This window comes from Gryllotalpicola kribbensis (assembly GCF_039538245.1).
GTDB classification, from domain to species: Bacteria; Actinomycetota; Actinomycetes; order Actinomycetales; family Microbacteriaceae; genus Gryllotalpicola; species Gryllotalpicola kribbensis.
In genome coordinates this window covers 49,194-69,064 of record NZ_BAABBX010000006.1, presented here as the reverse complement: position 1 = coordinate 69,064, position 19,871 = coordinate 49,194, and the positions used below count along the sequence as shown (strand labels likewise).

19 protein-coding genes and 1 tRNA gene are annotated in these 19,871 nt (G+C 71.5%); 8 read left to right on the top strand and 12 right to left on the bottom strand.

What is annotated here, in order from left to right:
* Positions 1-8: 8 nt before the first annotated feature.
* Together ABD716_RS05010 and ABD716_RS05005 are read right to left on the bottom strand one after the other, a co-directional pair.
* Positions 9-407, bottom strand: a complete 399-nt coding sequence (locus ABD716_RS05010) for a GntR family transcriptional regulator (protein WP_344774448.1) — start codon at positions 405-407, stop codon at positions 9-11.
* Positions 408-762: 355 nt separating this feature from the next.
* The gene (locus ABD716_RS05005) at positions 763-1,740 is read right to left on the bottom strand and encodes a zinc-binding dehydrogenase (protein ID WP_344774523.1); all 978 of its coding nucleotides are present in this window, start codon (positions 1,738-1,740) and stop codon (positions 763-765) included.
* Positions 1,741-1,831: 91 nt separating this feature from the next.
* Between ABD716_RS05005 and ABD716_RS05000 the strand changes: the two genes are divergently transcribed.
* Positions 1,832-2,416, top strand: a complete 585-nt coding sequence (locus tag ABD716_RS05000; RefSeq protein WP_344774446.1) for a TetR/AcrR family transcriptional regulator — start codon at positions 1,832-1,834, stop codon at positions 2,414-2,416.
* 30 nt (positions 2,417-2,446) lie between these two features.
* On the opposite strand, the gene ABD716_RS04995 is transcribed toward ABD716_RS05000, so the two are convergent.
* The 3 genes from ABD716_RS04995 to ABD716_RS04985 are packed head-to-tail and all read right to left on the bottom strand — an operon-like array spanning position 2,447 to position 7,877.
* Positions 2,447-4,267 (bottom strand): glycoside hydrolase family 3 protein, encoded by a 1,821-nt coding sequence (locus ABD716_RS04995; protein ID WP_344774521.1) that lies wholly within the window; start codon positions 4,265-4,267, stop codon positions 2,447-2,449.
* An 11-nt stretch (positions 4,268-4,278) separates the two neighbouring features.
* Complete coding sequence (locus ABD716_RS04990; protein ID WP_344774444.1) at positions 4,279-6,549, bottom strand: beta-glucosidase; 2,271 nt, start codon at positions 6,547-6,549, stop codon at positions 4,279-4,281.
* 26 nt (positions 6,550-6,575) lie between these two features.
* Positions 6,576-7,877 carry an MFS transporter gene (locus ABD716_RS04985; RefSeq protein WP_344774442.1) on the bottom strand — a complete coding sequence of 434 codons (1,302 nt, stop codon included), beginning with the start codon at positions 7,875-7,877 and terminating at the stop codon, positions 6,576-6,578.
* A 116-nt stretch (positions 7,878-7,993) separates the two neighbouring features.
* Here ABD716_RS04985 and ABD716_RS04980 point away from each other — a divergent pair, with 116 nt between their 5' ends.
* The 3 genes from ABD716_RS04980 (at position 7,994) to ABD716_RS04970 (ending at position 12,092) form a co-directional block, all read left to right on the top strand.
* Complete coding sequence (locus tag ABD716_RS04980) at positions 7,994-8,614, top strand: TetR/AcrR family transcriptional regulator (protein WP_344774440.1); 621 nt, start codon at positions 7,994-7,996, stop codon at positions 8,612-8,614.
* Between the two features lie 73 nt (positions 8,615-8,687).
* Positions 8,688-10,424 carry a cation:proton antiporter gene (locus ABD716_RS04975; protein ID WP_344774438.1) on the top strand — a complete coding sequence of 579 codons (1,737 nt, stop codon included), beginning with the start codon at positions 8,688-8,690 and terminating at the stop codon, positions 10,422-10,424.
* 177 nt (positions 10,425-10,601) lie between these two features.
* Positions 10,602-12,092: an amidase gene (locus ABD716_RS04970; protein ID WP_344774436.1), complete on the top strand. Its 1,491-nt coding sequence runs from the start codon at positions 10,602-10,604 to the stop codon at positions 12,090-12,092.
* A 6-nt stretch (positions 12,093-12,098) separates the two neighbouring features.
* On the opposite strand, the gene ABD716_RS04965 is transcribed toward ABD716_RS04970, so the two are convergent.
* From ABD716_RS04965 to ABD716_RS04945, 5 genes are all read right to left on the bottom strand, one after another.
* Complete coding sequence (locus ABD716_RS04965) at positions 12,099-12,953, bottom strand: SDR family NAD(P)-dependent oxidoreductase (RefSeq protein WP_344774434.1); 855 nt, start codon at positions 12,951-12,953, stop codon at positions 12,099-12,101.
* A complete protein-coding gene (locus ABD716_RS04960) occupies positions 12,950-13,300 on the bottom strand; it encodes a Fe-S oxidoreductase (protein ID WP_344774432.1) in 351 nt (116 codons plus the stop codon). Before ABD716_RS04960 ends, ABD716_RS04965 begins: the two co-directional genes overlap by 4 nt.
* Positions 13,297-14,736, bottom strand: coding sequence for a dihydrolipoyl dehydrogenase family protein (locus ABD716_RS04955; RefSeq protein ID WP_344774430.1), 1,440 nt, complete (start codon positions 14,734-14,736; stop codon positions 13,297-13,299). Before ABD716_RS04955 ends, ABD716_RS04960 begins: the two co-directional genes overlap by 4 nt.
* The gene (locus tag ABD716_RS04950) at positions 14,733-15,593 is read right to left on the bottom strand and encodes an arginase family protein (protein WP_344774428.1); all 861 of its coding nucleotides are present in this window, start codon (positions 15,591-15,593) and stop codon (positions 14,733-14,735) included. Before ABD716_RS04950 ends, ABD716_RS04955 begins: the two co-directional genes overlap by 4 nt.
* 265 nt (positions 15,594-15,858) lie before the next feature.
* Positions 15,859-16,854 (bottom strand): SDR family oxidoreductase, encoded by a 996-nt coding sequence (locus ABD716_RS04945; protein ID WP_344774426.1) that lies wholly within the window; start codon positions 16,852-16,854, stop codon positions 15,859-15,861.
* A gap of 64 nt (positions 16,855-16,918) precedes the next feature.
* Here ABD716_RS04945 and ABD716_RS04940 point away from each other — a divergent pair, with 64 nt between their 5' ends.
* Positions 16,919-17,776 (top strand): DUF3097 domain-containing protein, encoded by an 858-nt coding sequence (locus ABD716_RS04940; protein WP_344774424.1) that lies wholly within the window; start codon positions 16,919-16,921, stop codon positions 17,774-17,776.
* On the opposite strand, the gene ABD716_RS04935 is transcribed toward ABD716_RS04940, so the two are convergent.
* A complete protein-coding gene (locus tag ABD716_RS04935) occupies positions 17,773-18,261 on the bottom strand; it encodes a MarR family winged helix-turn-helix transcriptional regulator (protein WP_344774422.1) in 489 nt (162 codons plus the stop codon). The two genes, ABD716_RS04940 and ABD716_RS04935, sit on opposite strands and share 4 nt — an antisense overlap.
* Before the next feature lie 161 nt (positions 18,262-18,422).
* Between ABD716_RS04935 and ABD716_RS04930 the strand changes: the two genes are divergently transcribed.
* Together ABD716_RS04930 and ABD716_RS04925 are read left to right on the top strand one after the other, a co-directional pair.
* Positions 18,423-19,082 carry an NAD(P)H-dependent oxidoreductase gene (locus ABD716_RS04930; protein WP_344774420.1) on the top strand — a complete coding sequence of 220 codons (660 nt, stop codon included), beginning with the start codon at positions 18,423-18,425 and terminating at the stop codon, positions 19,080-19,082.
* Positions 19,083-19,154: 72 nt separating this feature from the next.
* Positions 19,155-19,227: transfer RNA gene (locus tag ABD716_RS04925), tRNA-Arg, on the top strand.
* A 45-nt stretch (positions 19,228-19,272) separates the two neighbouring features.
* Here ABD716_RS04925 and ABD716_RS04920 read toward each other — a convergent pair.
* Positions 19,273-19,464: a hypothetical protein gene (locus ABD716_RS04920; protein WP_344774418.1), complete on the bottom strand. Its 192-nt coding sequence runs from the start codon at positions 19,462-19,464 to the stop codon at positions 19,273-19,275.
* A gap of 126 nt (positions 19,465-19,590) precedes the next feature.
* Here ABD716_RS04920 and ABD716_RS04915 point away from each other — a divergent pair, with 126 nt between their 5' ends.
* A complete protein-coding gene (locus ABD716_RS04915) occupies positions 19,591-19,866 on the top strand; it encodes a hypothetical protein (protein ID WP_344774416.1) in 276 nt (91 codons plus the stop codon).
* The last annotated feature ends 5 nt before the right edge of the window (positions 19,867-19,871 follow it).

Here is a 19,871-nt window from a genome sequence, read left to right as displayed (position 1 = left end):
TTCCAGTCCTAGTTGGTGACTGCGGTGGCGGCGGATTTCCGATCGGATGCCTCAGCCGAGGCATCCGTGATCAGTCCGCTCAACGTCGTGGCGTCGATGCCGAGCTTCTCGGCCTCGGCGAGCAGGGGCCGCACGTAGTCGTCGACGAACTGCGTGCGGCGCTTCCTGATGAGCGTGTCGCGTGCGCCGGTGGCGACGAACATGCCGATGCCCCTCTTCTTGTAGAGGACGCCCTCGTCGACCAGCAGGTTGACGCCCTTGCCGGCCGTTGCGGGGTTGATGCGGTGGAAAGCGGCGAACTCGTTCGTCGACGGGACCTGGCTCTCTTCGGCCAGCGTGCCCGCGATGATGTCGTTCTCGATCTGCTCTGCGATCTGCAGGAAGATCGGCTTGCCCTCGTCGATCACGCGGTTGCGCTCCTCGTTGGTTGGTTCATTACTCGACTAATGAACCACTGAGGCCGCGGGTTGTCAAGCGGCCGCCGGGCCGTCAGGGCGTGCATCGCCGTTCGCGGGTCGGCTCAGCGCACCCGCCTGCGCGGCGACAGTAGACGCCGCATCTCTGCCGCCGGAACGACATCCACTGTCGTCGCGAGAAGGATGGAAGGCGATGAAGCGGCATCTAGTGTCGCCGAACGACGCGAATCGCACCCCCAACGCGCGGACTTCGCTGTCCGGGCAGAAGCGTGAACGCGCTGCACGCCAAAGTGGGGCCGATGCGCAATTGCGCACCGGCCCCGACGTCGATTGTCTGTTGGCCTGCCTACGGGCGCAGCAGCACCTTCCCGACGCGGCCCGGCTCGAAGTTCGCCCGGCTCGCCTGGGCGATGTCGTCGAAGCCGTAGGTGGCCGCGACGGGCAGGGTCAGGGCGCCTTCGCGGATGCGCGTCACCAGCTCGCCGAGCAGCGCGCCGCGCTGGGCCGCGGGCATCGCGGCACTGACCTTGAGACCCCAGAACCCGGTGACGGTGAGGTTCTTGAAGATGACGTCGCCCGAGGCGAGGTTCATGATCGGCGAGGCCATGGCGCCGAAGACGACCATGCGGCCGTTCTCGGCGAGCAGCGAGAGCACGTCGCCGCTGGCGGTGCCGCCGACCGAGTCGACGCCCACGGCGATCGGCGCGCCGCCGGTGAGTGCGGCGACCTGCTCGCGCCAGTCGGGGGCGTCGGTCGCCACGATTCCGGTGATGCCCTGCGCCTCGAGCTCGGCGACGCCCTCGGCACGGCGCACCAAGCCGACGACGTGGATGCCGCGCGCGACGGCGAGCTGTGCCAGCAGACGCCCGACGGCGCCGTTGGCTGCGTTCTGCACGAGCCACTGCCCGGGCTCGAGCTGCAGCGTCTCGAGCAGCGCGATCGCGCTGAACGGCATCGAGACGAGCTGCGCGGCGGTCTCATCGCTCAGGCCGTCGGGCACGGGAAGGAGGCCGGCGGCGGGAGCGAGGAAGTACTCGGCCCACACGCCGAAGGTGCCGCCCGTGGCCACGCGCTGCCCGATCGACAGGTTCTCGACGCCGTCGCCGAGGGCGTCGACCACGCCGACCGCCTCGGTGCCCGCCTGCGCGGGCAGCTCGGGCTTCACGCCATAGGTGCCGCGCACGGTCCACAGGTCGTGGTTGTGGATGGGGCTGAGCAGGGTACGCACCCGCACCTGCCCGGGCCCCGGCTGCGGAAGGGGAAGAGATTCGACCTTCAGCACCTCATGCGGTTCGCCGAAGGTGTCATGCACGAGTGCGCGCATCGAAGCAGTCATGGCGGGACATCCTTAATATTGAAACGATCGTTCCACTATATACTGGAACGATCAGTTCACAAAAGTGAGGATGGGCAACATGGGACGCACCCGGACGTTCGATGCGGGCGCGGTCGTCGAGGCGGCGCGCGGCGTCTTCTGGGACCTCGGCTTCGCCGAGGCATCCGTGCCCGAGCTGGAACGCGCCACAGGGCTGAACCGCTCGAGCCTCTACCAGGCGTTCGGCAGCAAGCGCGGCCTGTTCGACGCGGCCGTGGCCAGCTATCTCGACGACGTGTTCCGGCCGCGGCTCGCGCCGCTGCGCGCCGCCGAGGTCGAGCCGGGCGCGCTCGAGGACTACCTCACGGGGCTGCGCGAGGCTATGATCGAGCGCCCCAGCGCGCGGGCGGCGAACGGATGCCTGCTGCTCGCCGCCGCGGGCGGGCCCCTCGGGCAGGACGCCGCCCTTCAGGCCATCGTGGTCCAGTACTACGCCGAGCTGCGCGCCGCCGTGGCCGCGGGCGTCGCGGCGCGCCACCCGCGACTCGGCGCCGCACGAGCCCGTGCTCTGACCACGAGCTGCACGTCGTTCGTGCTGTCGGCCATGGCCCTGGTGCGCGCCGACCCGGCCGCGGCCGCCGACATGCTGGATGCCGCGCTCGACGCGGTGCGCACCGCTCGGTAGCGCACCGCGTCGAGCGTGACGCAGCTCAGTTCAGCCCAGCTCGAGTCCGTGCCCGAACGGGAACAGCGGGTCGGCCGTGTCGAAGGGGACATCGGGGCGGGATGCCTCGACGGCGGCCATCGAGCGCGGCAGATCGAAGGGCAGCTTTCCCTCCGGCCGAACCGCGCCGCTCAGGGCATCGAGCAGCGCGCGAGTCGACGCCCCGTAGTCCACGACGAGACCCGCGACCCGCCCGGCGAAGGGCGTCAGCACGGCGGGACGGTCGAGATACACGTCGACGATGGTCGGCACGCGCGCGGCCAGGGCGAGGACCTCGTCGACCTGAGCGGTGGGGAACTCGAGGGAGCCCGCGTGGAAGAACGACTCGAAGCCGGGCCCACGCTGCTCGAACGGCGCCGCGAGGCGGACGATCGCGACATCGGCGCCGTCGGGGGAGTCGACGAGCTCGAGTCGCTCGTGCGTGATGCCGTCGGCGTCCGCACCCGCGATGAAGACGCGCGTTCCCGCGGCGAGCGGCAGCGCCGAGCGGCCCGACGTGGCGGCCTCGAGCACGGTGATCGAGCGGGACTGGGCCCGCAGCCCCGCAGCGCGGGCGTCGGGCGCACCGACGAGCGCATCGGCGGCCTCGATGTCGACGTAGCGGCCCTCGTCGAACAGCCCGAGCAGGAACTTCTCGCCGAGCAGCCGTCGCACCGAGGCGTCGATGCGCTCTTCGGAGACGCGGCCGCTGCGCACGAGCTCGACGACCAGCTCGGGGCACGCCTCGCCGCCGAACTGATCGGCGCCGGCATCCAGAACCTTCGCCACCCGCTCGAGCGGCGTGAGGTGCTCGACGCCCCACGCCCGCGCGGGGAACGGCAGCCCCGCGAACTCGGCATCGGTGATCAGGCCCCAGTCGGTGCAGATCACGCCGTCGAAGCCCAGCTTCTCGCGCAGCAGCCCCGTGAGGATCTGGCGATTGAAGCCGAAGCCCACCTCTTCGACGGGCTCGCCGTTGACGGCGAGGCCGACCGGCATGCCGTAGTACGGCATCATCTGCCGTGTGCCGGCCGCGATGAGCGCGCGGAACGGCTCAAGGTGCTCGTCGAACCGACCGCCCGGGTAGACCTGCTCGCGCCCGTAGGGGAAGTGCGGGTCCTCGCCGTCCTTCTGAGGTCCGCCGCCGGGGAAGTGCTTGGTCATGGCCGACACGCTCGCGCTGCCGAAGCGGCCGCTGCCGCCGCGCCGCCGGGCGATCTCACCCGTGGCCTGCAGGCCGTGCACGTAGGCGGCGCCGAGCCGCCCGGCGAGCTCGGCGCTCTCGCCGAACGTCCCGGCGGCGCGCGCCCAGCGCGGCTCGGTGGCGAGGTCGACCTGCGGGTGCAGCGCCGACCGCAGGCCGACCGCGAGGTACTCGCGGCGCACCGTGTCCGCGAATTCCTCGACGAGGTGCGCGTCGCGGGTGGCGGCGAGCCCGAGCGTCTCCGGCCACTGCGAGAACGGGCCGGCGAGCAGGCCCGTTCCCGGGTTGTCGGTGAAGGAGTGGCGTGGGTCGGTGGCCACCGTCACCGGAATGCCCAGGCGGGTGGCCGCCGCGAGCTCCTGCAGCCGGTTGTGCCAGAGCGCGAACTCGCGGGCGGTGCCGGGGGCGCCCAGCACGTTGAGGTGCGTCAGCCCGCGCTCGACCACGAGCTCGCTCGTGCCGGGCAGCCCGAAGCGCCCGGTGTCCTCGACGAGCGTGCCGCCGGAGCCCACCTGCACCATGGTCTGGAAGAGCTGAGCCGCCTTCTCCTCGAGCGTCATCCGCGCGAGGAGGTCGGCGACCCTCTCTGCAACCGGCGCGCCCGGATCCCGGTAGCGGGCCCCGCCCATCTCGTCGCCGCTCACGCCTGAGCCGACGCCAGTGCGGCGGCCTCGGCGAGGGCGGACTCGTCGAAGGGCGCGCCGGGGAACCGGGAGAGGCGCACGAGGGGGATGGCCCGCATCATTCGACCATGCGTCTCGTCGAAGAGCATCGCGCCCATCTCGGTGCCCGCGAGCGCCTCTCGCAGCCATGCGCCGCCCCGCGGGTGGGCGAGGAACTGGTCGGCGGTCGAGTCGACCGCGAGGGGCGGGGTGATCTCGGCTCCCGTGAGCGTGACGGTGTCGGTGAGGCGGATGTCGCGGCTCGACGCGCCGACGCGGATGTCGAAGCTGCCGCCCTCGACGACCCACGCGTGCGCGGCGGTGCTCCAGAACGCGAAGGCGCGCGAGTCGAGCTCGATCGCGACGGTCTGCGACTGGCCGGGCTCGAGGTGCACGCGTGCGAAGCCGCGCAGCTCCTGCTCGGGGCGGTAGACCGATGCCTCGGCATCCGTCACGTAGACCTGCACGACCTCGGCGCCCGCGGCCCGCCCCGTGTTCGTGACGGTGAGGCCGACCCGGACGCGCGGCGAGGCGCTGTCGTCGAGGACGTCGACCGCGAGCTCGGAGTAGGCGAAGCTCGTGTACGAGAGGCCGTGGCCGAACGGGTACGAGACGGGCAGCGCGTGCGCGTCGTACCAGCGGTAGCCGATGAGCAGGCCCTCGCCGTAGCGCACGACACCGTTCTCGCCGGGGAAGTTGCCGATGGCCGGGTTGTCCTCGAAGCGCACCGGGATGGTCTCGGCGAGCTTGCCTGAGGGATTCGCCTCGCCCAGGAGCAGAGCCGCGGTCGCCGACCCGCCGGCCTGACCGAGCAACCAGCCCTCGAGGATCGCCTTGGCCCGGCCCTCCCAACCCGAGACCGTGACGGCCGAGCCGTTCGAGAGCACCACGACCACGTTCTCGTTCACGGCCGCGACGGCCTCGAGCAGGGCGAGCTGCTGCGCGGGCAGCTCCATGTGCTCGCGGTCGTAGCCCTCGGACTCGTACGACGGCGGCAGGCCGAGGAAGACGAGGGCGACCTCGGCGGTGCGGGCGGCCTCGACCGCCTCGGCGACGAGAGCGTCGTCCGCGGCATCCGCCTCGATCTCGAAGCCGGGCGCAAAGAGCAGCTCGCGCTTCCCGAGCAGGGCCAGCTCGAGCGCCTCAAGCGCGGAATCGATGCGGGTCGGGTTGACCTGAGACGAGCCGGCGCCCTGGAATCGCGGCGTGCGGGCGAACTCGCCGATCACCGCGACGGGCCCGCCCTGCGCGGCGAGGGGCAGAATGCCGCCCTCGTTCTTGAGCAGTACCGCGCTTTCGAGCGCCGCCTCACGCGCGAGGGCGTGGTGCGCATCGACGTCGAACGAATCGAGCGGCTCGCGGTTCTGCGACTTGGCGACCAGACCCAGCACGTTGGCGACCGCGGCGTCGACGGATTCCTCGCTGAGCGTGCCGGCCGCGACCGCCTCCACGATGCGGCGCTGCCCGACGCCGGCCGACGACGGCATCTCGAGGTCGAGGCCGGCCGCGACCGCCTTGTCGCGCTCATTGACGGCGCCCCAGTCGGAGACGACGAGGCCCTCGTAGCCCCAGTCCTCGCGCAGCACCTCGGTGAGCAGCCAGCGGTTCTCGGAGGCGTAGACGCCGTTGATCTTGTTGTACGAGCACATCACGGTCCAGGGCTGCGCCTCGGTGACGACCTTCTCGAACGCGGGAAGGTAGATCTCGCGCAGCGTGCGCTCATCGACCTGAGCGTCGACCGTCATACGGTCGGTCTCCTGGTTGTTGGCCGCGAAGTGCTTCAGCGAGGTGCCGACCTGCTTGCTCTGGATGCCGGTGACGAGCCCGGTGGCGAGCGAGCCGGCCAGCAGCGGGTCTTCCGAGAAGTACTCGAAGTTGCGGCCGCACAGCGGCGAGCGCTTCATGTTGACGCCCGGCCCGAGCAGCACGGCGACGTCGGCGGCGCGGCACTCGTCGCCGAGCGCTGCGCCGACGCGCTGCATGAGCGCCGGGTCCCAGCTGGAGGCGAGGCCCGCGGCGGGCGGGAAGCAAGTGGCGGGAACGGACGCGTTGAGGCCCAGGTGGTCGGCGCCCTCCGCCTGCTTCCGCAGCCCGTGCGGGCCGTCGGTGAGCATGATCGCGGGGATGCCGCGGGAATCGTCGCCCTGCGTATTCCAGAAGTCCGAGCCGTCGAGCAGGGCGGCCTTCTCTTCGAGACTCAGCTCGGCGAGAAGACGGGGGATGTCGATGCGGGAGGTGGTGTCGGTCATGTCTGTATCTCTGCTTTCGTCTCGGGTCAGCGTGCGCCGCGAATGAACATGGTGCTCACCGCGCCGATCACGATGATCACCGCGCCGATGAGGAAGAGGGAGGTGTAGTTCTCGCCGCCGCCCGCGCCGATGGCGAGCAGCGCCGGGGCGACCGCGGGCGCGAGGGACTGCGGCAGCGCATTCGCGATGTTGAAGACCCCCATGTTCTTCGCGGCCTCGGTCTCGCGGTTCGGCAGCACGTCGGTGACCAGAGCAAGGTCGACAGCCATGTAGGCGCCGAAGCCGATGCCGAACAGCCCAGAGGCGACGTAGAGCAGGCCCGGCTGGCCGGCGAGGGCGAAGACGGCGAGCGCGGCGCCGGCGAGCACGGTCGCGATGATGACGAAGACCTTGCGGCGGCGCAGCCGGTCGGAGAGCCAGCCGCCGAGCGCCGCCGAGAGAGTGAGCAGGATCGCCTGCAGGATCATCAGGCGCAGCTGCCAGCTGAGGGCGGTCGCGGTGTCGAAGCCGAACCGGTCCTGCAGGTAGTACAGCTGGTAGTTGTTGTACGAGGCGAAGCCGAACAGCATCAGGAAGCGCCCCAGCCAGGCCCAGCCGAAGTCGGGGAACTTACGCGGGCTGACCCAGAAGCCGGCGAAGAAGCGGCCGAGGTGGAACGGCTCTGCGCTCGCCTTGTCGAGCACGCGGTCGCGCAGCACCAGGGAGAACAGCACGACGCCGATCAGGCCGAGAGCCGCGGGGATGATGATCATCCACGCCGTGGCGATGCCGGCACCCGCGAGCACTGTCGCAATGCCGATGCCGACGAGGGCGGAGACGTTCTGCCCGGTGCCGACCCAGCCGGACACCTTAGCGCGCCGCGCCTCGTCCACCTGGTCGGGCAGGACCGCCTGGAACGCGGCCTGCGCCGCGTTGAACGCCGTCTGAGCGAGCGCCCACCCGATCACGACCTGCCAGATCGCGCCGGCCACCGCGATGATCACGAGGCCGACGACGCCGCCGATCACGCCGGCGAGAAGCCACGGCTTGCGCATGCCGAACCTCGAGGTCGTGCGGTCGGAGAGCGCCCCGGCGATCGGGTTCGCCACGAAGGCGAAGAAGGCGCCGACGCCGGTGACCGCGCTCAGCGCCCCCACTCGATGGGCATCGTCGGTCAGGGTCGAGACCTTGACCGCGAGAGTGCTGACGACCGGTGTCATGACGGCGATGTACATCATGAAGAACCCGACGACATACATCACGAGGACGCCGGTGCTGGCTGAAGCCGAGCGCGCTTCCTTGTGTGCAGACGGGCCAGACGCCGACGTCTGGTCGAGTTGCACGTTCATCCTTGAACTCCTCTGTCCGGCGGCCCACTCTGGCCGCACCGCAGCGAGGCTAACACCGATAACTGACCGAGTGGTAAATATTCAGATCGGCTCGGCCGTGGCATCCTGGGCAGGGCATGACGATCAAAGACGAAGCAACCGCCTCCCGGCGTTCCGGCGGGTACGCGAAGGGCCGCGCGCGCCGCCAGCAGATCCTCGACGAGGCGATGACGCTGTTCGGCGAGGTCGGGTACCGCAGCGCGTCGCTGCGCGAACTCGCCGCCCGCGTCGGCATCTCGCACCCGGGCCTGCTGCACTACTTCGCGACCAAGGAGGCGCTGCTGCTCGCGGTGCTCGAACGCCGCGACGAGATCGACTCCTCGACGCTCGACGAAGACGAGGGCGACGGCGTGGCCGTGCTGCGACGGCTGGTCGACATCGTCGAGTTGAACGCGCGACGGCGGGGAGTGGTCGAGCTGTATGCCGTGCTCTCGGCCGAGGCGACCAGCAGCGAGCATCCCGCGCACGACTACTTCGTCGCCCGCTACGCCCACACGCTCTGCGCGACGACCCGCGCCTATCGCCTCGCGCAGGAGCGCGGACAGCTCAAGGAGGGCGTCGACCCGGACGCGGCCGGCCCCCAGCTCGTCGCTCTGATGGACGGCCTGCAGCTGCAGTGGCTGCTCGACGGCGGCCGCACGGATATGACCGGCATCGTGCGCGCGCAGATCTCGGCACAGCTCGCCGTTCCGCTCTAGAGGTCAGCGGTTCCCAGCTACGTATGCGGCGGACGTTAAGAAAAACGCTCAGCCGCCTCATAGGCTGAGAGGCATGGAGCTCGGCGTCTACGCGATCATCGGCGTGGGCGTCATCGTGGCCGTCGCGGCGTTCTCTCGGCGCCTCGGCATCGCGGCGCCCATCATCCTCGTGCTCGTCGGCGTCGGCATCTCGTTCCTTCCCGGGGTGCCCGAGGTCGAGGTGCCGTACGAGCTGATCCTCGACGTCGTGCTGCCACCGGTGCTGTATGCCGCAGCCCTCACCGTGCCGATCACCGACTTCCGCCGGAACCTCGCCCCCATCGCGAGCCTCTCGATCGTCCTCGTCGTCATCACGGCCCTCGGCTCGGGATTCCTGCTCTACACGCTGCTGCCGCACCTCAATCTCGCGGCGGGCATCGCGCTCGGCGCCATCATCTCCCCGCCCGACGCCGTCGCGGCGACGTCGATCGGGCGGCGCCTCGGGCTGCCGCCGCGCCTGCTCACCCTGCTCGAGGGCGAGGGGCTCCTCAACGACGCCACGGCCCTGGTGCTGCTGCGCTCGGCGCTCGCCGTCGTCGCCGGCGGCATCGGCACGCCCTGGCACGTGGCGACGGACTTCGGCTACGCCGTCGTGGTCGCGGTGATCATCGGGCTCGCGGCCGGCATCGTGACGACATGGGTGCGCTCGCGCTTCACGGATGCCACGCTCGACACCGCCATCTCGCTCATCGTGCCCTTCGTCGCGTTCATGCCCGCGGAGGCGCTCAACGCGTCGGGCGTTCTGGCCGTCGTGATCGCCGGGCTCTATGTCGGCGGCGTGGGGCCGCGGCTCCTCTCTGCGCAGGCCCGCATCAACGAGCGCATCAACTGGGGCACGGTCCAGTTCCTGCTCGAGAATGCGGTGTTCCTGGCGATCGGCCTGCAGATCCGCTTCCTCGTGGACCACGTCAATCAGTCGGTGCTGAGCATCGGGGCATCCGTCGGCATCGGCCTGCTCGCCACCGCCGCGCTCATCGTCATCCGCTTCGCGTGGATCGTGCCGTTGCTGGCCGGTATGCGCCGCGCCGTCGCCCGTCGCGAGAAACGGCTGCTGCGCCAGTGGCTGTGGCTGTCGTACTTCCGCGCCCACCCGGTCGAGAAGCCGCGCGACGCGCGGCGAAAACGGCGCGCAGAGCAGGACTATGCGCGGCGTCGTGCCGATCTCGACCATGATCGTGAGAACCAGATCGACTGGCGCGGGGGCATCGCGCTCGGCTGGTCGGGCATGCGCGGCGTCGTCACCCTGGCTGCGGCGCAGTCGCTGCCGACGGACGGCAGCGTCCCGTATCGCTCGCAGCTCATCCTGATCGCCTTCACGGTGGCGGTCGCGAGCCTCGTCGTGCAGGGCGGAACTCTGCCGTGGCTGATCAAGCTGCTGCGGATTCCCGGCGTGGACGCGGACGCCGACGGGCGCGACGTCGCCCGCCTGCTCGACGAGGTCAGCAATGCCGGCCTCAAGGCGCTCGACGACCCGCGCGAGGCGCTCGGGATCGAGGGCGAGATCGACCCCGACGTGCTCGAGCGGGTGCGTCAGAGCACCTTCCTGCGCTCCGAGGTCGCCTGGGAGCGGGTGCGCGCCTCCGACGTTCCGCTCGATCAGCGCCCGCACCAGCTGTTCATGGCACTGCGCCGGCTCGTCGTCGATGCGGAGCGCGAGAAGCTGGTCGAGGAGCAGCGGCTCGGGCGCTATTCGACGCGGGCGCTCGCCAGTGTGCAGACGATGCTCGACCTCGAGGACACGCGCCTGCGGCCGCCGCGCGCGGGCCACTGAGCGCCGGCACGTCATCCCGGCAGCTTTCGCGCGCGGCGCCGCGTTGAACCCCGCCCCGCGTCGCGCTGCTCGGATCCTCTTCGCGCTGCTCGGATCCGCGCCGCGTCGAGAGGATCTGAGCAGCGCAACGGGCTCGAGCCGCCCGACACGCGAAGCGCGCAGTGCGAGAGTGGGGGAGTGAGCGAGATCGAGGATGCCGGCGACGACACGAACCTGCACGAATACACCGCCCTCGAGCAGTGGCAGCTGCTGCAGAGCCGGCAGATCAGCCCGGTCGAGCTGACCGAGGCCTACCTCGAGCGCATCGAGGCGGTGAACGACGTGGTCGGCGCCTTCGTCACCGTCACCGGCGATGAGGCGCTCGAGCGCGCGCGCGTCGTCGAGACCTCGGTGCCGACGACGGCGCCGCTGTGGGGGCTGCCCTCTGCCGACAAGGATCTCTGGAACCGAGCCGGCATTCCCACCGGCTACGGCTCGCGCGCCATGGCGGGCTACGTGCCCGACGCCGACGACGAGCAGGTCGCCCAGCTCGATGCGGCCGGAGCCGTGAGCCTCGGCAAGACCGCGGCGCCCGAGTTCGGCATGCCGAGTTATACCGAGACGCTCGTCGCGCCGCCGGCGCGCACCCCCTGGGACCTCACCCGAAACGCCGGCGGCTCCAGCGGGGGAGCGGCGGCGGCCGTCGCGGCGGGCCTGCTGCCGTTCGCGCCGGGCTCGGACGGCGGCGGCTCCATTCGTATTCCCGCAGCGGCATGCGGCCTCGTCGGCCTCAAGCCCGGCCGCGGCCTGGTGCCCGCGGGCAGCGGGCTCGGCGGCGCCGACGGCCTCGTCGTGAACGGCCCGATCGCCCGCACCACGGCCGATGCGGCCCTGCTGCTCGAAGGCATGATCGCGAGGCGCCCCGACGGGGCGATCGACCACCACTACGCCGTGCGGGCGGCCGGCGGCGACGGCCCCTTCCTCTCGGCGGCGGTGCGCGGCGAGCTCGACGACGGCACGAGGCGGTTCCAGCTGGGCGTCATGACGAGTTCCGCGTGGGACGCCGCCTACCCCGGCATCGAGATCTCGCCCGAGGCATCCCTGGCGCTCGAGACGGCCGTGAACGCCCTGACCGGCCTCGGTCACGGCATCGAGCAGACCGAGCTGCCGCCCGACCCGACGTACGCGCCCGCATTCCGCGACGTGTGGCAGGCCGGTGCCGCGACCCTGCCGCTCGATGACGAGCAGCTCGCCCGCACCGAGCCGCTCACGCAGTGGCTCGTCACCGCGGGGCGCGCGCTTCCCGCCGCCCGGGTGATCGAGAGCCTGCGCACCCTGCGGCGCTTCGAGCGGGACTTCATCGCCCGGTTCGCGAGCTTCGACGCGGTGCTCACCCCGGCGCTCGCGATGACGCCGCGGCCGAACGGGTGGTACGACCACGACGACGCCGAGCGGAACTTCGAGCAGCAGTGCCGCTACACGCCCTTCACGTCGATGGTGAACGTGAGCGGGCTGCCGGCGATCACCGTCCCCGTCTTCCAGACGGAGCCGACGGCGGATGCCCCGGCCGGCCTGCCGATGGGCGTGCAGCTCATCGGGCGCCCCGGGGGCGAACGCACCCTGCTCGCCCTGAGCGCGCAGCTCGAGCGGAAGATCCGCTGGCGCTTCCGCCGCCCGCCCGTGTGGTGACGCGCGTCAGCCGGTGAGCTCGACGAGCAGCTCGAACAGCGCGTGCCGCAGCGCCGGGTCGGATGCCTGGGGAGCGGTGCGGCCGAAGGGGCGGAACCTCGAGAAGTAAGTGCCGCTCGGGGCATCCATCGGCAGCGTGCTCGAGAACGCGATCAGCGGCTCGGCCCCGCTTCGCGCCGACCGACCCCAGTGGCCCGCGAGGACCGTGTTGCCGAGGCGCACGAGGCGCGAGGTGCCGCCGAAGCTCGTCGCCACCATGCCGGGGTGCACCGAATAGGCGTCCACCCCCGTGCCGGTCAGGCGCTCGGCCAGCTCGCGGACCCACATCACGACCGCGAGCTTCGCCGTGCCGTACACGGGCCAGCCGCGGCGGTAGGGGCGCTCGGCCCACTCGAGGTCGTCGAGCTGCAGGCGGCCCCACTGGTTCGCCATCGAGGCCGTCGCGAGCACGCGCACCGTTCCCGGCGCGACGCCGGGCAGTGCCGACGTCGCTTCGAGCCGCGGGCGCAGCAGCCGGGTCAGCAGGAACGGCGCGAGCACGTTCGACTGCAGCGTGCGCTCGTGCCCGTCGGCGGTGAGCTCCCACTCGCTGACGAGGCCGCCCGCGTTGTTGACGAGCACGTCGATACGCTCATAGCGGGCGAGGAGCTGCTCGGCCAGCATCCGCACGTCATCGAGGCGATCGAAGTCGGCGACGTATGCCTCACCGCCCGCCTGGCTCGCGACGGAGCGCGTGCGCTCGGGGTTGCGCCCGACGACGGCGACGTGATCGCCGCGGTCGGCCGCCGCCAGCGCGGTCTCGCGGCCGATGCCCGAGCTCGCCCCGGTGACGACGACGACCCGGCTCGGCACCCCGCTCACAGGTAGCCGCCCTTCTCGAGCCCCGCCTCGATCTCGAAGCGGTTGCGCAGCGGGTCTCGACCCGCGGCCGCATAGAGCAGGGGGAACAGCATGCCGAGGCGCTGCCACTGCCGCTTGTGCACCGCCTCGTGCTCGAGCACAGTGTCGCTCGCGTTGTCGGCGGTGAGATAGCACGAGCCCACGCACGAGCCGCCGCGGCCGAAGGCCCACTTCGGCATGCCGGTGAAGACGAACAGGCCGGCGCGGCGGCGGACCTCGCCGGTGCTCCACAGGAAGCCCCAGACGAGCCCCACGCAGGTGGCGAACAGGTAGCCGGGCAGCGAGAGGAGGCGCAGCAGCGCGCTCATGCCGTTGGGCGCCCGTAGCTCTCGAGCAACCGCAGCCAGACCTCGCTGAGCGTGGGGTACGAGGGCACGGCATGCCAGAGCCGCTCGATCGGCACCTCGGCGGTGACGGCGATCGTGGCGGAGTGCAGCAGCTCGCCGACATCCGCCCCGACGAAGGTGACGCCGACGAGCACGCGACGGTCCTCGTCGACGACGGCCCGCGCCGTGCCCTCGTAGCCGTCGGAGTGGATCGTCGCGCCCGCGACCCAGCCGATCTCATAGTCGACGACGCGCGTGCGGATGCCGCGCCGCTCGGCCTCGGCCGCTGTGAGCCCCACCGACGCCACCTCGGGCGTCGTGAACGTGACCTGCGGCACGGCGGCGTGGTCGGCGGTCGCCGCGTGCACGCCCCACGGCGAGGTGTCGACGTGCTTGCCGAGCGCCCGGGCGGCGATCGCGTCACCCGCGATGCGCGCCTGGTACTTGCCCTGGTGGGTGAGCAGCGCGCGCCCGGTGACGTCGCCGGCGGCGTACAGCCAGTCGATGGGGGCGCCGTCGGGCCCGAGCACGCGCAGCGAGTCGTCGGTCGTGAGCCAGTCGCCGGCGGGCAGGCCGATCGCCTCGAGCCCCAGGTCGCTCGTGCGGGGCACGCGGCCCGTGGCGACGAGGATCTTCTCGGCGGTCACGGCGGTGCCGTCGGAGAGCAGCAGGGTGTGGCCGCCGCCGGACTCGGCCGACTCGACGCGGTCGACGGTCGTGCCGAGGCGCACGTCGGCGCCGGCCTTCGTGAGCGCCGCGGCGACCTTCTCGCCGGCGAACGGCTCCTGGCCGCCGAGCAGCGTGCCGCGTGCGATCAGGGTCACCTGCGCGCCGAGGGAGGTGTAGGCGGTCGCCATCTCGGCGGCGACCACTCCGCCGCCGATGATGGCGAGCGATGCGGGAACCGACTTCGCGCTCGTGGCGTCGCGGCTGGTCCACGGCTGGGCCTCGGCGAGGCCCGGCGTGTCGGGCAGCATCGGCAGCGAGCCGGTCGAGACGGCGACGGCGTGGGTCGCGGTGAGCTCGGTGACGGTGCCGTCGGCGGCCGTCACGGTGAGCGACTTCGGCCCCGTGAAGACGGCGTGGCCGCGCACGAGGTCGATGTGCGCGGAGTCGAGCCACGACACCTGGCCGTCGTCCTTCCAGTTGCTCGTGACCGTGTTGCGGCGCGCGAGCACCCGCTCGACGTCGAGCGACCCCGTGACGGCTTCGGCAGCACCGGGGACCGCTCGCGCGGTCTCGAGCACCGAGCCGCTGCGCAGCAGCGCCTTCGACGGCATGCACGCCCAGTACGAGCACTCGCCGCCGACCAGCTCGGCCTCGACGATGACGGTCTTCAGGCCGCCCTGCACGGCGCGGTCGGCGACGTTCTCGCCGATCGCGCCCGCTCCGATGACGATGACGTCGTAGCTGGTCATGATTCCTCCGTTGGGGTGGGCAGCGGTCGGGTGAGCGCGGCGAGCACGCGCAGGATGGCCGAGAGATCGGATGCCGCGGCGTCGGGGGATGCCGGGGCGAAGCCCGTCACTGCCCCGCCGACCAGCTCGAAGCGAGCTCGCAGGGCGCGGATCGCGGCGGTGAGCTGCTCGACCTCGAGGCCGAAGGGCTCGGGGAATCCCACGCCCTCGATCACGGCCGGGTCGAGCACGTCGAGATCGACGTGGACGTAGATCTGCGTCGCGCCCGTCGCGGCGGCGGCCTCGACGATCGCGTCGGGCGTCGCGAGCTCGGCGACGCCGAGGGCGCGGATGCCTGAGGACTGGAGGTACTTGGCCTCGGGGTCGTCCAGCGCCCGGGCCCCGGCGTGGATCACGCGCGTTGGGGCGAACGCGGCCGGCTCGGGCGCGAGCCCCTCGGCGCCGTCGCCGAGCAGGGTGCGCAGCACCATTCCGCTGAAGGTGCCGGTGGGGGAGGAATCCGGTGTGTTCAGATCGCCGTGCGCGTCGAACCAGACCATCAGCAGCCCCTCGTGCTGCTCCGCGGCGCGGGCGGCCGTGGCGAGGTCGGCGCCGCAGTCGCCGCCGATCAGGAAGACGGTCTCGTCTGCCGCGAAGGTGTCGAGAGCCGAGCGCACCTGGTCGGCGACGGCACGGATCGAGGAATAGCGCTGCACCCCGGTGCCGAGCGACTCACCCGCTTCGACCCGCACCTCGACGGGCGTCGTGGCGGCTGAGGGCAGGTCGCCCGCAATGGCGTTCGCGCCGTCGGCGAGCCGCATCGCTCGGGACGACCCGGAACCCTGCCACTGGGGCACGACGAGGAAGCGCGCGGGCATGTCGCCACACTATCGACCGGCGTGCGCTTGCGGCAGAGCCGTGCGGCGCGGGTGGCTTCCCCCGGAGCGAACGCGCGCGGCCCACAGCCGCCTCGACGCGGCCCACAGTCGCCTCGACGCGGCCCACAGTCGCCTCGACGCGGCCCACAGCCGCCTCGACGCGGCCCACAGCCGCATCGAAGAGTGCCAAAAGGGGCTTTTGCGCCAGAGCACCGTTTCGGCACGCCTCGATGCGGTCACCCGCCCCGCGGCGTCGCCGCACCGCTCAGAGCGAACGCGCGTGCGCCACCAGCTTGTCGAAGGCCGCGTCGAGCGCGGCATCCGTCTGCCGCGCTTCGGGGTGCGCGTCGAACCAGGCGATCGTCTCGGCCGCGCCCTGCCAGTACGGCACGGTGGTCGCGAACTCGGGCACGAGGGCCTTCACCTTCGCGTTGTCGAACACCATCGAGTGAGCCTTGTCGCCGATGAGGCCCGGCAGCTGCTCGGGCAGCACCCGGCCGATCGTCTCGCTCGCGACGTGCACCAGCTCGGGCTCGGCGACGCCCGCGGCCTGGCCGATCCAGGTGTAGATCTGGTCCCAGGTGGGGTGGTGGTCGCCCGTGATGTGGAAGGTGTCGCCGATCGCCAGGGGATTGCCGAGCAGCCCGACGAAGGCGACGGCGAAGTCGCGGGCGTGGGTGATCGTCCACAGCGAGGTGCCGTCGCCGTGCACGACGACGGGCTTCCCGGCGCGCATGCGGGCGACGTCGGTCCAGCCGCCGGTGGTCGGCAGCCGCGTCTCGTCATAGGTGTGCGACGGCCGCACGATCGTGATGGGCAGCCCCCGCTCGCGCACGGCGGCGACGAGCAGGTCCTCGCAGGCGATCTTGTCCTGCGAGTACTTCCAGAACGGGTTCACGAGCGGCGTCGACTCGGTGACCGGAATGCGCGACGGCGGCGTCTGATACGCCGAAGCCGAGCTGATGAACACGTACTGCCCGGTGCGGCCGCCGAACAGGCTGAGGTCGGTCTGCAGGTGCTCGGGGGTGAAGGCGAGGAACTCGGCGACCGCGTCGAACTCGCGGTTTCCGAGGGCTTCGCGCACGGACTGGGGGTCGCGGATGTCCGCAACGAGGCTCTCGACCTCAGGGGGCAGCGCCCGGCTCGACTCGCGCCCGCGGTTCAGCACCGTGACGTCATGACCGCGCTCGACCGCGAGCCGCACGCTGCTCGCCGAGATCGTTCCGGTGCCACCGATGAAAAGGAACTTCTTCGTCGCCATACGGCTCACGTTAGTCGCGCGTCGCGCGGCGGGTCGTATCGATTCGACATTTAGCCTCGATCGGGTGACCTGGGACGATCCGTACGGCTCTGACGTGCTCGCCGACAAGAACTGGCGCCGCCGCGGCGTGGTGCAGCCGGTGCCCACCCCGGCCGAGCGCGATCTCGTCGTCGAGGTCGTCGACGGCGGCTTCGTCGGAGCCGTCGTGGGCATCGCAGAGGGCGGCCTGGTGCAGCTCGAGGATCGGCGCGGCAAGGTGCGCGTGTTCCCGCTGGGGCACGGATTCCTCGTCGACGGCCGCCCCGTCGTGCTGACCAAGCCGGAGCCCAAGGCGGCGCCGAGCGGCGTCGCCGGCCGGGCCCGAAGCGCCTCGGGGTCCTTCCACGCGGGCGACGTCAAGGCGCGCGTCGCCCGCGGCAGCCGCATCTTCGTCGAGGGGCGGCACGACGCCGAGCTCGTCGAGAAGGTGTGGGGCCACGACCTGCGCGTCGAGGGCGTCGTCGTCGAGTACCTCGAGGGCGTCGACAACCTCGAAGAGCTGCTCGCCGAGTTCCGGCCAGAGCCGAGCCGCCGGGTCGGGGTTCTCGTCGACCACCTCGTGAAGGGGTCGAAGGAGAGCCGCATCGCCGAGGCGGTGGCGAGGGGGCCCTATGGTCGCGACGTGCTCGTCGTGGGGCATCCGTTCGTCGACATCTGGCAGGCCGTCAAGCCTGAACGCGTGGGCCTTCAGAAGTGGCCCGAGATTCCGCGCAGCATCCAGTGGAAGAAGGGCATCGCGCAGGCGCTGCGGCAGCCGCATGAGAATCAAGAGGACATCGCGCGCCTGTGGCAGCGGATCCTCGGTAGGGTGCGCACCTACGCCGACCTCGAGCCGGCGCTGCTCGGCCGGGTCGAGCAGCTGATCGATTTCGTGACGGCCTAAGCCGATACCTCTGCGGCGACCTCGTCGACGGTGCTGCAGACCTCTTCGGGGTCGGCGTCGAGCGAGTGCGCCGCGCGCACCACGATCTCGCGCAGAGCGGCGGCGTCGCCGGCGGGGAGCCCGGCGAGAAGCCGCTCCTCGACCTGGTTCATGCGCGCGGTCAGCTGCCGCAGGCGCTCGGTGCCGACGTCGGTCAGGGTCACGCGGCGGGAGCGGCGGTCGTGGGGGTCGGGGGTGCGGGTCACGAGCCCGGCCTTCTCGAGGTCGTCGATGAGGTAGGTCAGCACGGTGCGGTCGAGGCCCGTCGACTCGGCGATCTGCGCCTGGTTGCCGCAGGAGTTCGACGCGGCGACCGAGAGCACCTGGAAGCCGCGGGTGCCGCCGGGGAGCCCGTCGAGCGCCTCGGTCGAGAGCTTCAGATAGCCGCGCAGCAGGGTGCCGAGAGACCAGCCGAGGTCGGCCTGTCGCTCCTGTGTGCCTGCCATGTCGCTCACTTTATCCGCCTGGGTTCCGTTCTTCGTGGTTCTGCGCCGCACTCTGTTGCCACTCTCAGAATGTCTGTGCTTATGATCGTCTGAGTCACAGAACATCTGCTGTGAATAACGCTGTCTTGCACAACAACCAAGCCGTCAAGGAGAGCATTCCCATGAGCACCGTCTTCCGACTGGACGCGAGCATCAAGCCCGAGGGCTCCGTCACCCGCGCCGTCTCCGAAACCCTCGAGAACGCGATCGTCGCCGAGCTCGGCGACGCGGTGACCACCACCAGCCGCTCCATCGGCCTCAACCCCCTGCCGTCCGACGCGTGGGCCACCGCGGCCTTCGCCGGCTACGTCCCTGCCGAGCAGCGCAACGAGCAGCAGAACGCCGCCGTCGCCCTCGCGACCGAGCTGGCCGACGAGCTGGCGGCGGCCGACGCCGTGATCATCGCGGCGCCGTTCTACAACTGGGGCGTCACCCAGCACCTCAAGACCTGGTTCGACCTCGTGCTGACCGACGGCCGCTTCGGCCCGGGCGCCGAGACGAAGGCCGGCACCGGCAAGTCCGCATTCCTCGTGATCGCGCGCGGCGGCGGCTACGGCGAGGGCACCCCGCGCTACGGCTGGGACCACGCCTCGGCGTGGCTGAAGCGCGTCCTGCAGGACGTCTGGGGCTACGAGGTGACCGTCATCGAGGCCGAGCTCACGCTCGCCGAGACCACGCCGGCCATGGCCGAGCTGGTCGACCTGGCCCGCAAGAACCTCGCCGACGCGCACGCGGCGGCCGAGAGCCACGGCAAGGCCGTCGCCGCGAAGATCGCGGCGTAAGCAGCGACAGGGCGGGCGGATGCCTCGGCGAGGCATCCGCCCCCTGCGCTCTGATAGCCTGAGCATGCCCTGGCCCCATTAGCTCAGGGGATAGAGCGTCTGCCTCCGGAGCAGAAGGCCGTTGGTTCGAATCCAACATGGGGCACACTTCTCCCCTTCTCTTGCCGGTGCCCCGTCCTTCCGGCGGGGCTCACGCGTGCAGCAGCGTCAGCACGTGGTACATCACGTAGACCGGCCAGACCGCCGCCTGCAGCAGCCCGAGGATCACGGGCCAGAATCCGCCGCCCGAATGCGAGATGAAGTAGATCGCGGCGCCGATGTAGGCCATCAGGAAGATCAGCCCCCACCCGCCGTCGGATGCCCGTCCTCGTCTGCCGCTCATGGTGCCCTCCTGTGTCGCACCACAGCTTCGAGGCGGGCGGGCCGCGCCGCAAGAGGCCGCCGGCCCTCGGCGCGCCGTGGGGTCTGTGCGCGGAATGCGCGGGGCGAAGCCGGGTACCGGTCCGGCATGACTGACGAGAACCAGACGCCCGGCGGGAAGAGCGACGACGAGCTGCTCGAGTGGGTCGAGCGCAACACCGTGACCACGAACGACGCCGTGGCCGGCGAGACGGTCGAGCCGGGCGCGGGCGACGGGAACGACGGGCCGACGGGCGGCTCGCCGCGCGAGGCCGAGCCGGCGTATCACGAGCATGACGCCCATGAGGACGAGAACGACGCGCCGCAGGATCTCGACGGCGGTGACGAGCCCGCTCTCGGCGAGGGCGGCCCCGCGGGCCTGTGACGGGC

What these genes read in the sequence shown, in the direction of transcription:
- ABD716_RS04930 (WP_344774420.1), top strand. Translation starts at nt 18,423, where the DNA reads ATGAGCACCGTCTTCCGACTGGACGCGAGCATCAAGCCCGAGGGCTCC.
- ABD716_RS04975 (WP_344774438.1), top strand. Translation starts at nt 8,688, where the DNA reads ATGGAGCTCGGCGTCTACGCGATCATCGGCGTGGGCGTCATCGTGGCC.
- ABD716_RS04950 (WP_344774428.1), bottom strand. Translation starts at nt 15,593, where the DNA reads ATGCCCGCGCGCTTCCTCGTCGTGCCCCAGTGGCAGGGTTCCGGGTCG.
- ABD716_RS04960 (WP_344774432.1), bottom strand. Translation starts at nt 13,300, where the DNA reads ATGAGCGCGCTGCTGCGCCTCCTCTCGCTGCCCGGCTACCTGTTCGCC.
- ABD716_RS04935 (WP_344774422.1), bottom strand. Translation starts at nt 18,261, where the DNA reads ATGGCAGGCACACAGGAGCGACAGGCCGACCTCGGCTGGTCTCTCGGC.
- ABD716_RS04915 (WP_344774416.1), top strand. Translation starts at nt 19,591, where the DNA reads ATGACTGACGAGAACCAGACGCCCGGCGGGAAGAGCGACGACGAGCTG.
- ABD716_RS04985 (WP_344774442.1), bottom strand. Translation starts at nt 7,877, where the DNA reads ATGAACGTGCAACTCGACCAGACGTCGGCGTCTGGCCCGTCTGCACAC.
- ABD716_RS04945 (WP_344774426.1), bottom strand. Translation starts at nt 16,854, where the DNA reads ATGGCGACGAAGAAGTTCCTTTTCATCGGTGGCACCGGAACGATCTCG.
- ABD716_RS04920 (WP_344774418.1), bottom strand. Translation starts at nt 19,464, where the DNA reads ATGAGCGGCAGACGAGGACGGGCATCCGACGGCGGGTGGGGGCTGATC.
- ABD716_RS04990 (WP_344774444.1), bottom strand. Translation starts at nt 6,549, where the DNA reads ATGACCGACACCACCTCCCGCATCGACATCCCCCGTCTTCTCGCCGAG.
- ABD716_RS04995 (WP_344774521.1), bottom strand. Translation starts at nt 4,267, where the DNA reads ATGGGCGGGGCCCGCTACCGGGATCCGGGCGCGCCGGTTGCAGAGAGG.
- ABD716_RS04955 (WP_344774430.1), bottom strand. Translation starts at nt 14,736, where the DNA reads ATGACCAGCTACGACGTCATCGTCATCGGAGCGGGCGCGATCGGCGAG.
- ABD716_RS05005 (WP_344774523.1), bottom strand. Translation starts at nt 1,740, where the DNA reads ATGCGCGCACTCGTGCATGACACCTTCGGCGAACCGCATGAGGTGCTG.
- ABD716_RS04980 (WP_344774440.1), top strand. Translation starts at nt 7,994, where the DNA reads ATGACGATCAAAGACGAAGCAACCGCCTCCCGGCGTTCCGGCGGGTAC.
- ABD716_RS05000 (WP_344774446.1), top strand. Translation starts at nt 1,832, where the DNA reads ATGGGACGCACCCGGACGTTCGATGCGGGCGCGGTCGTCGAGGCGGCG.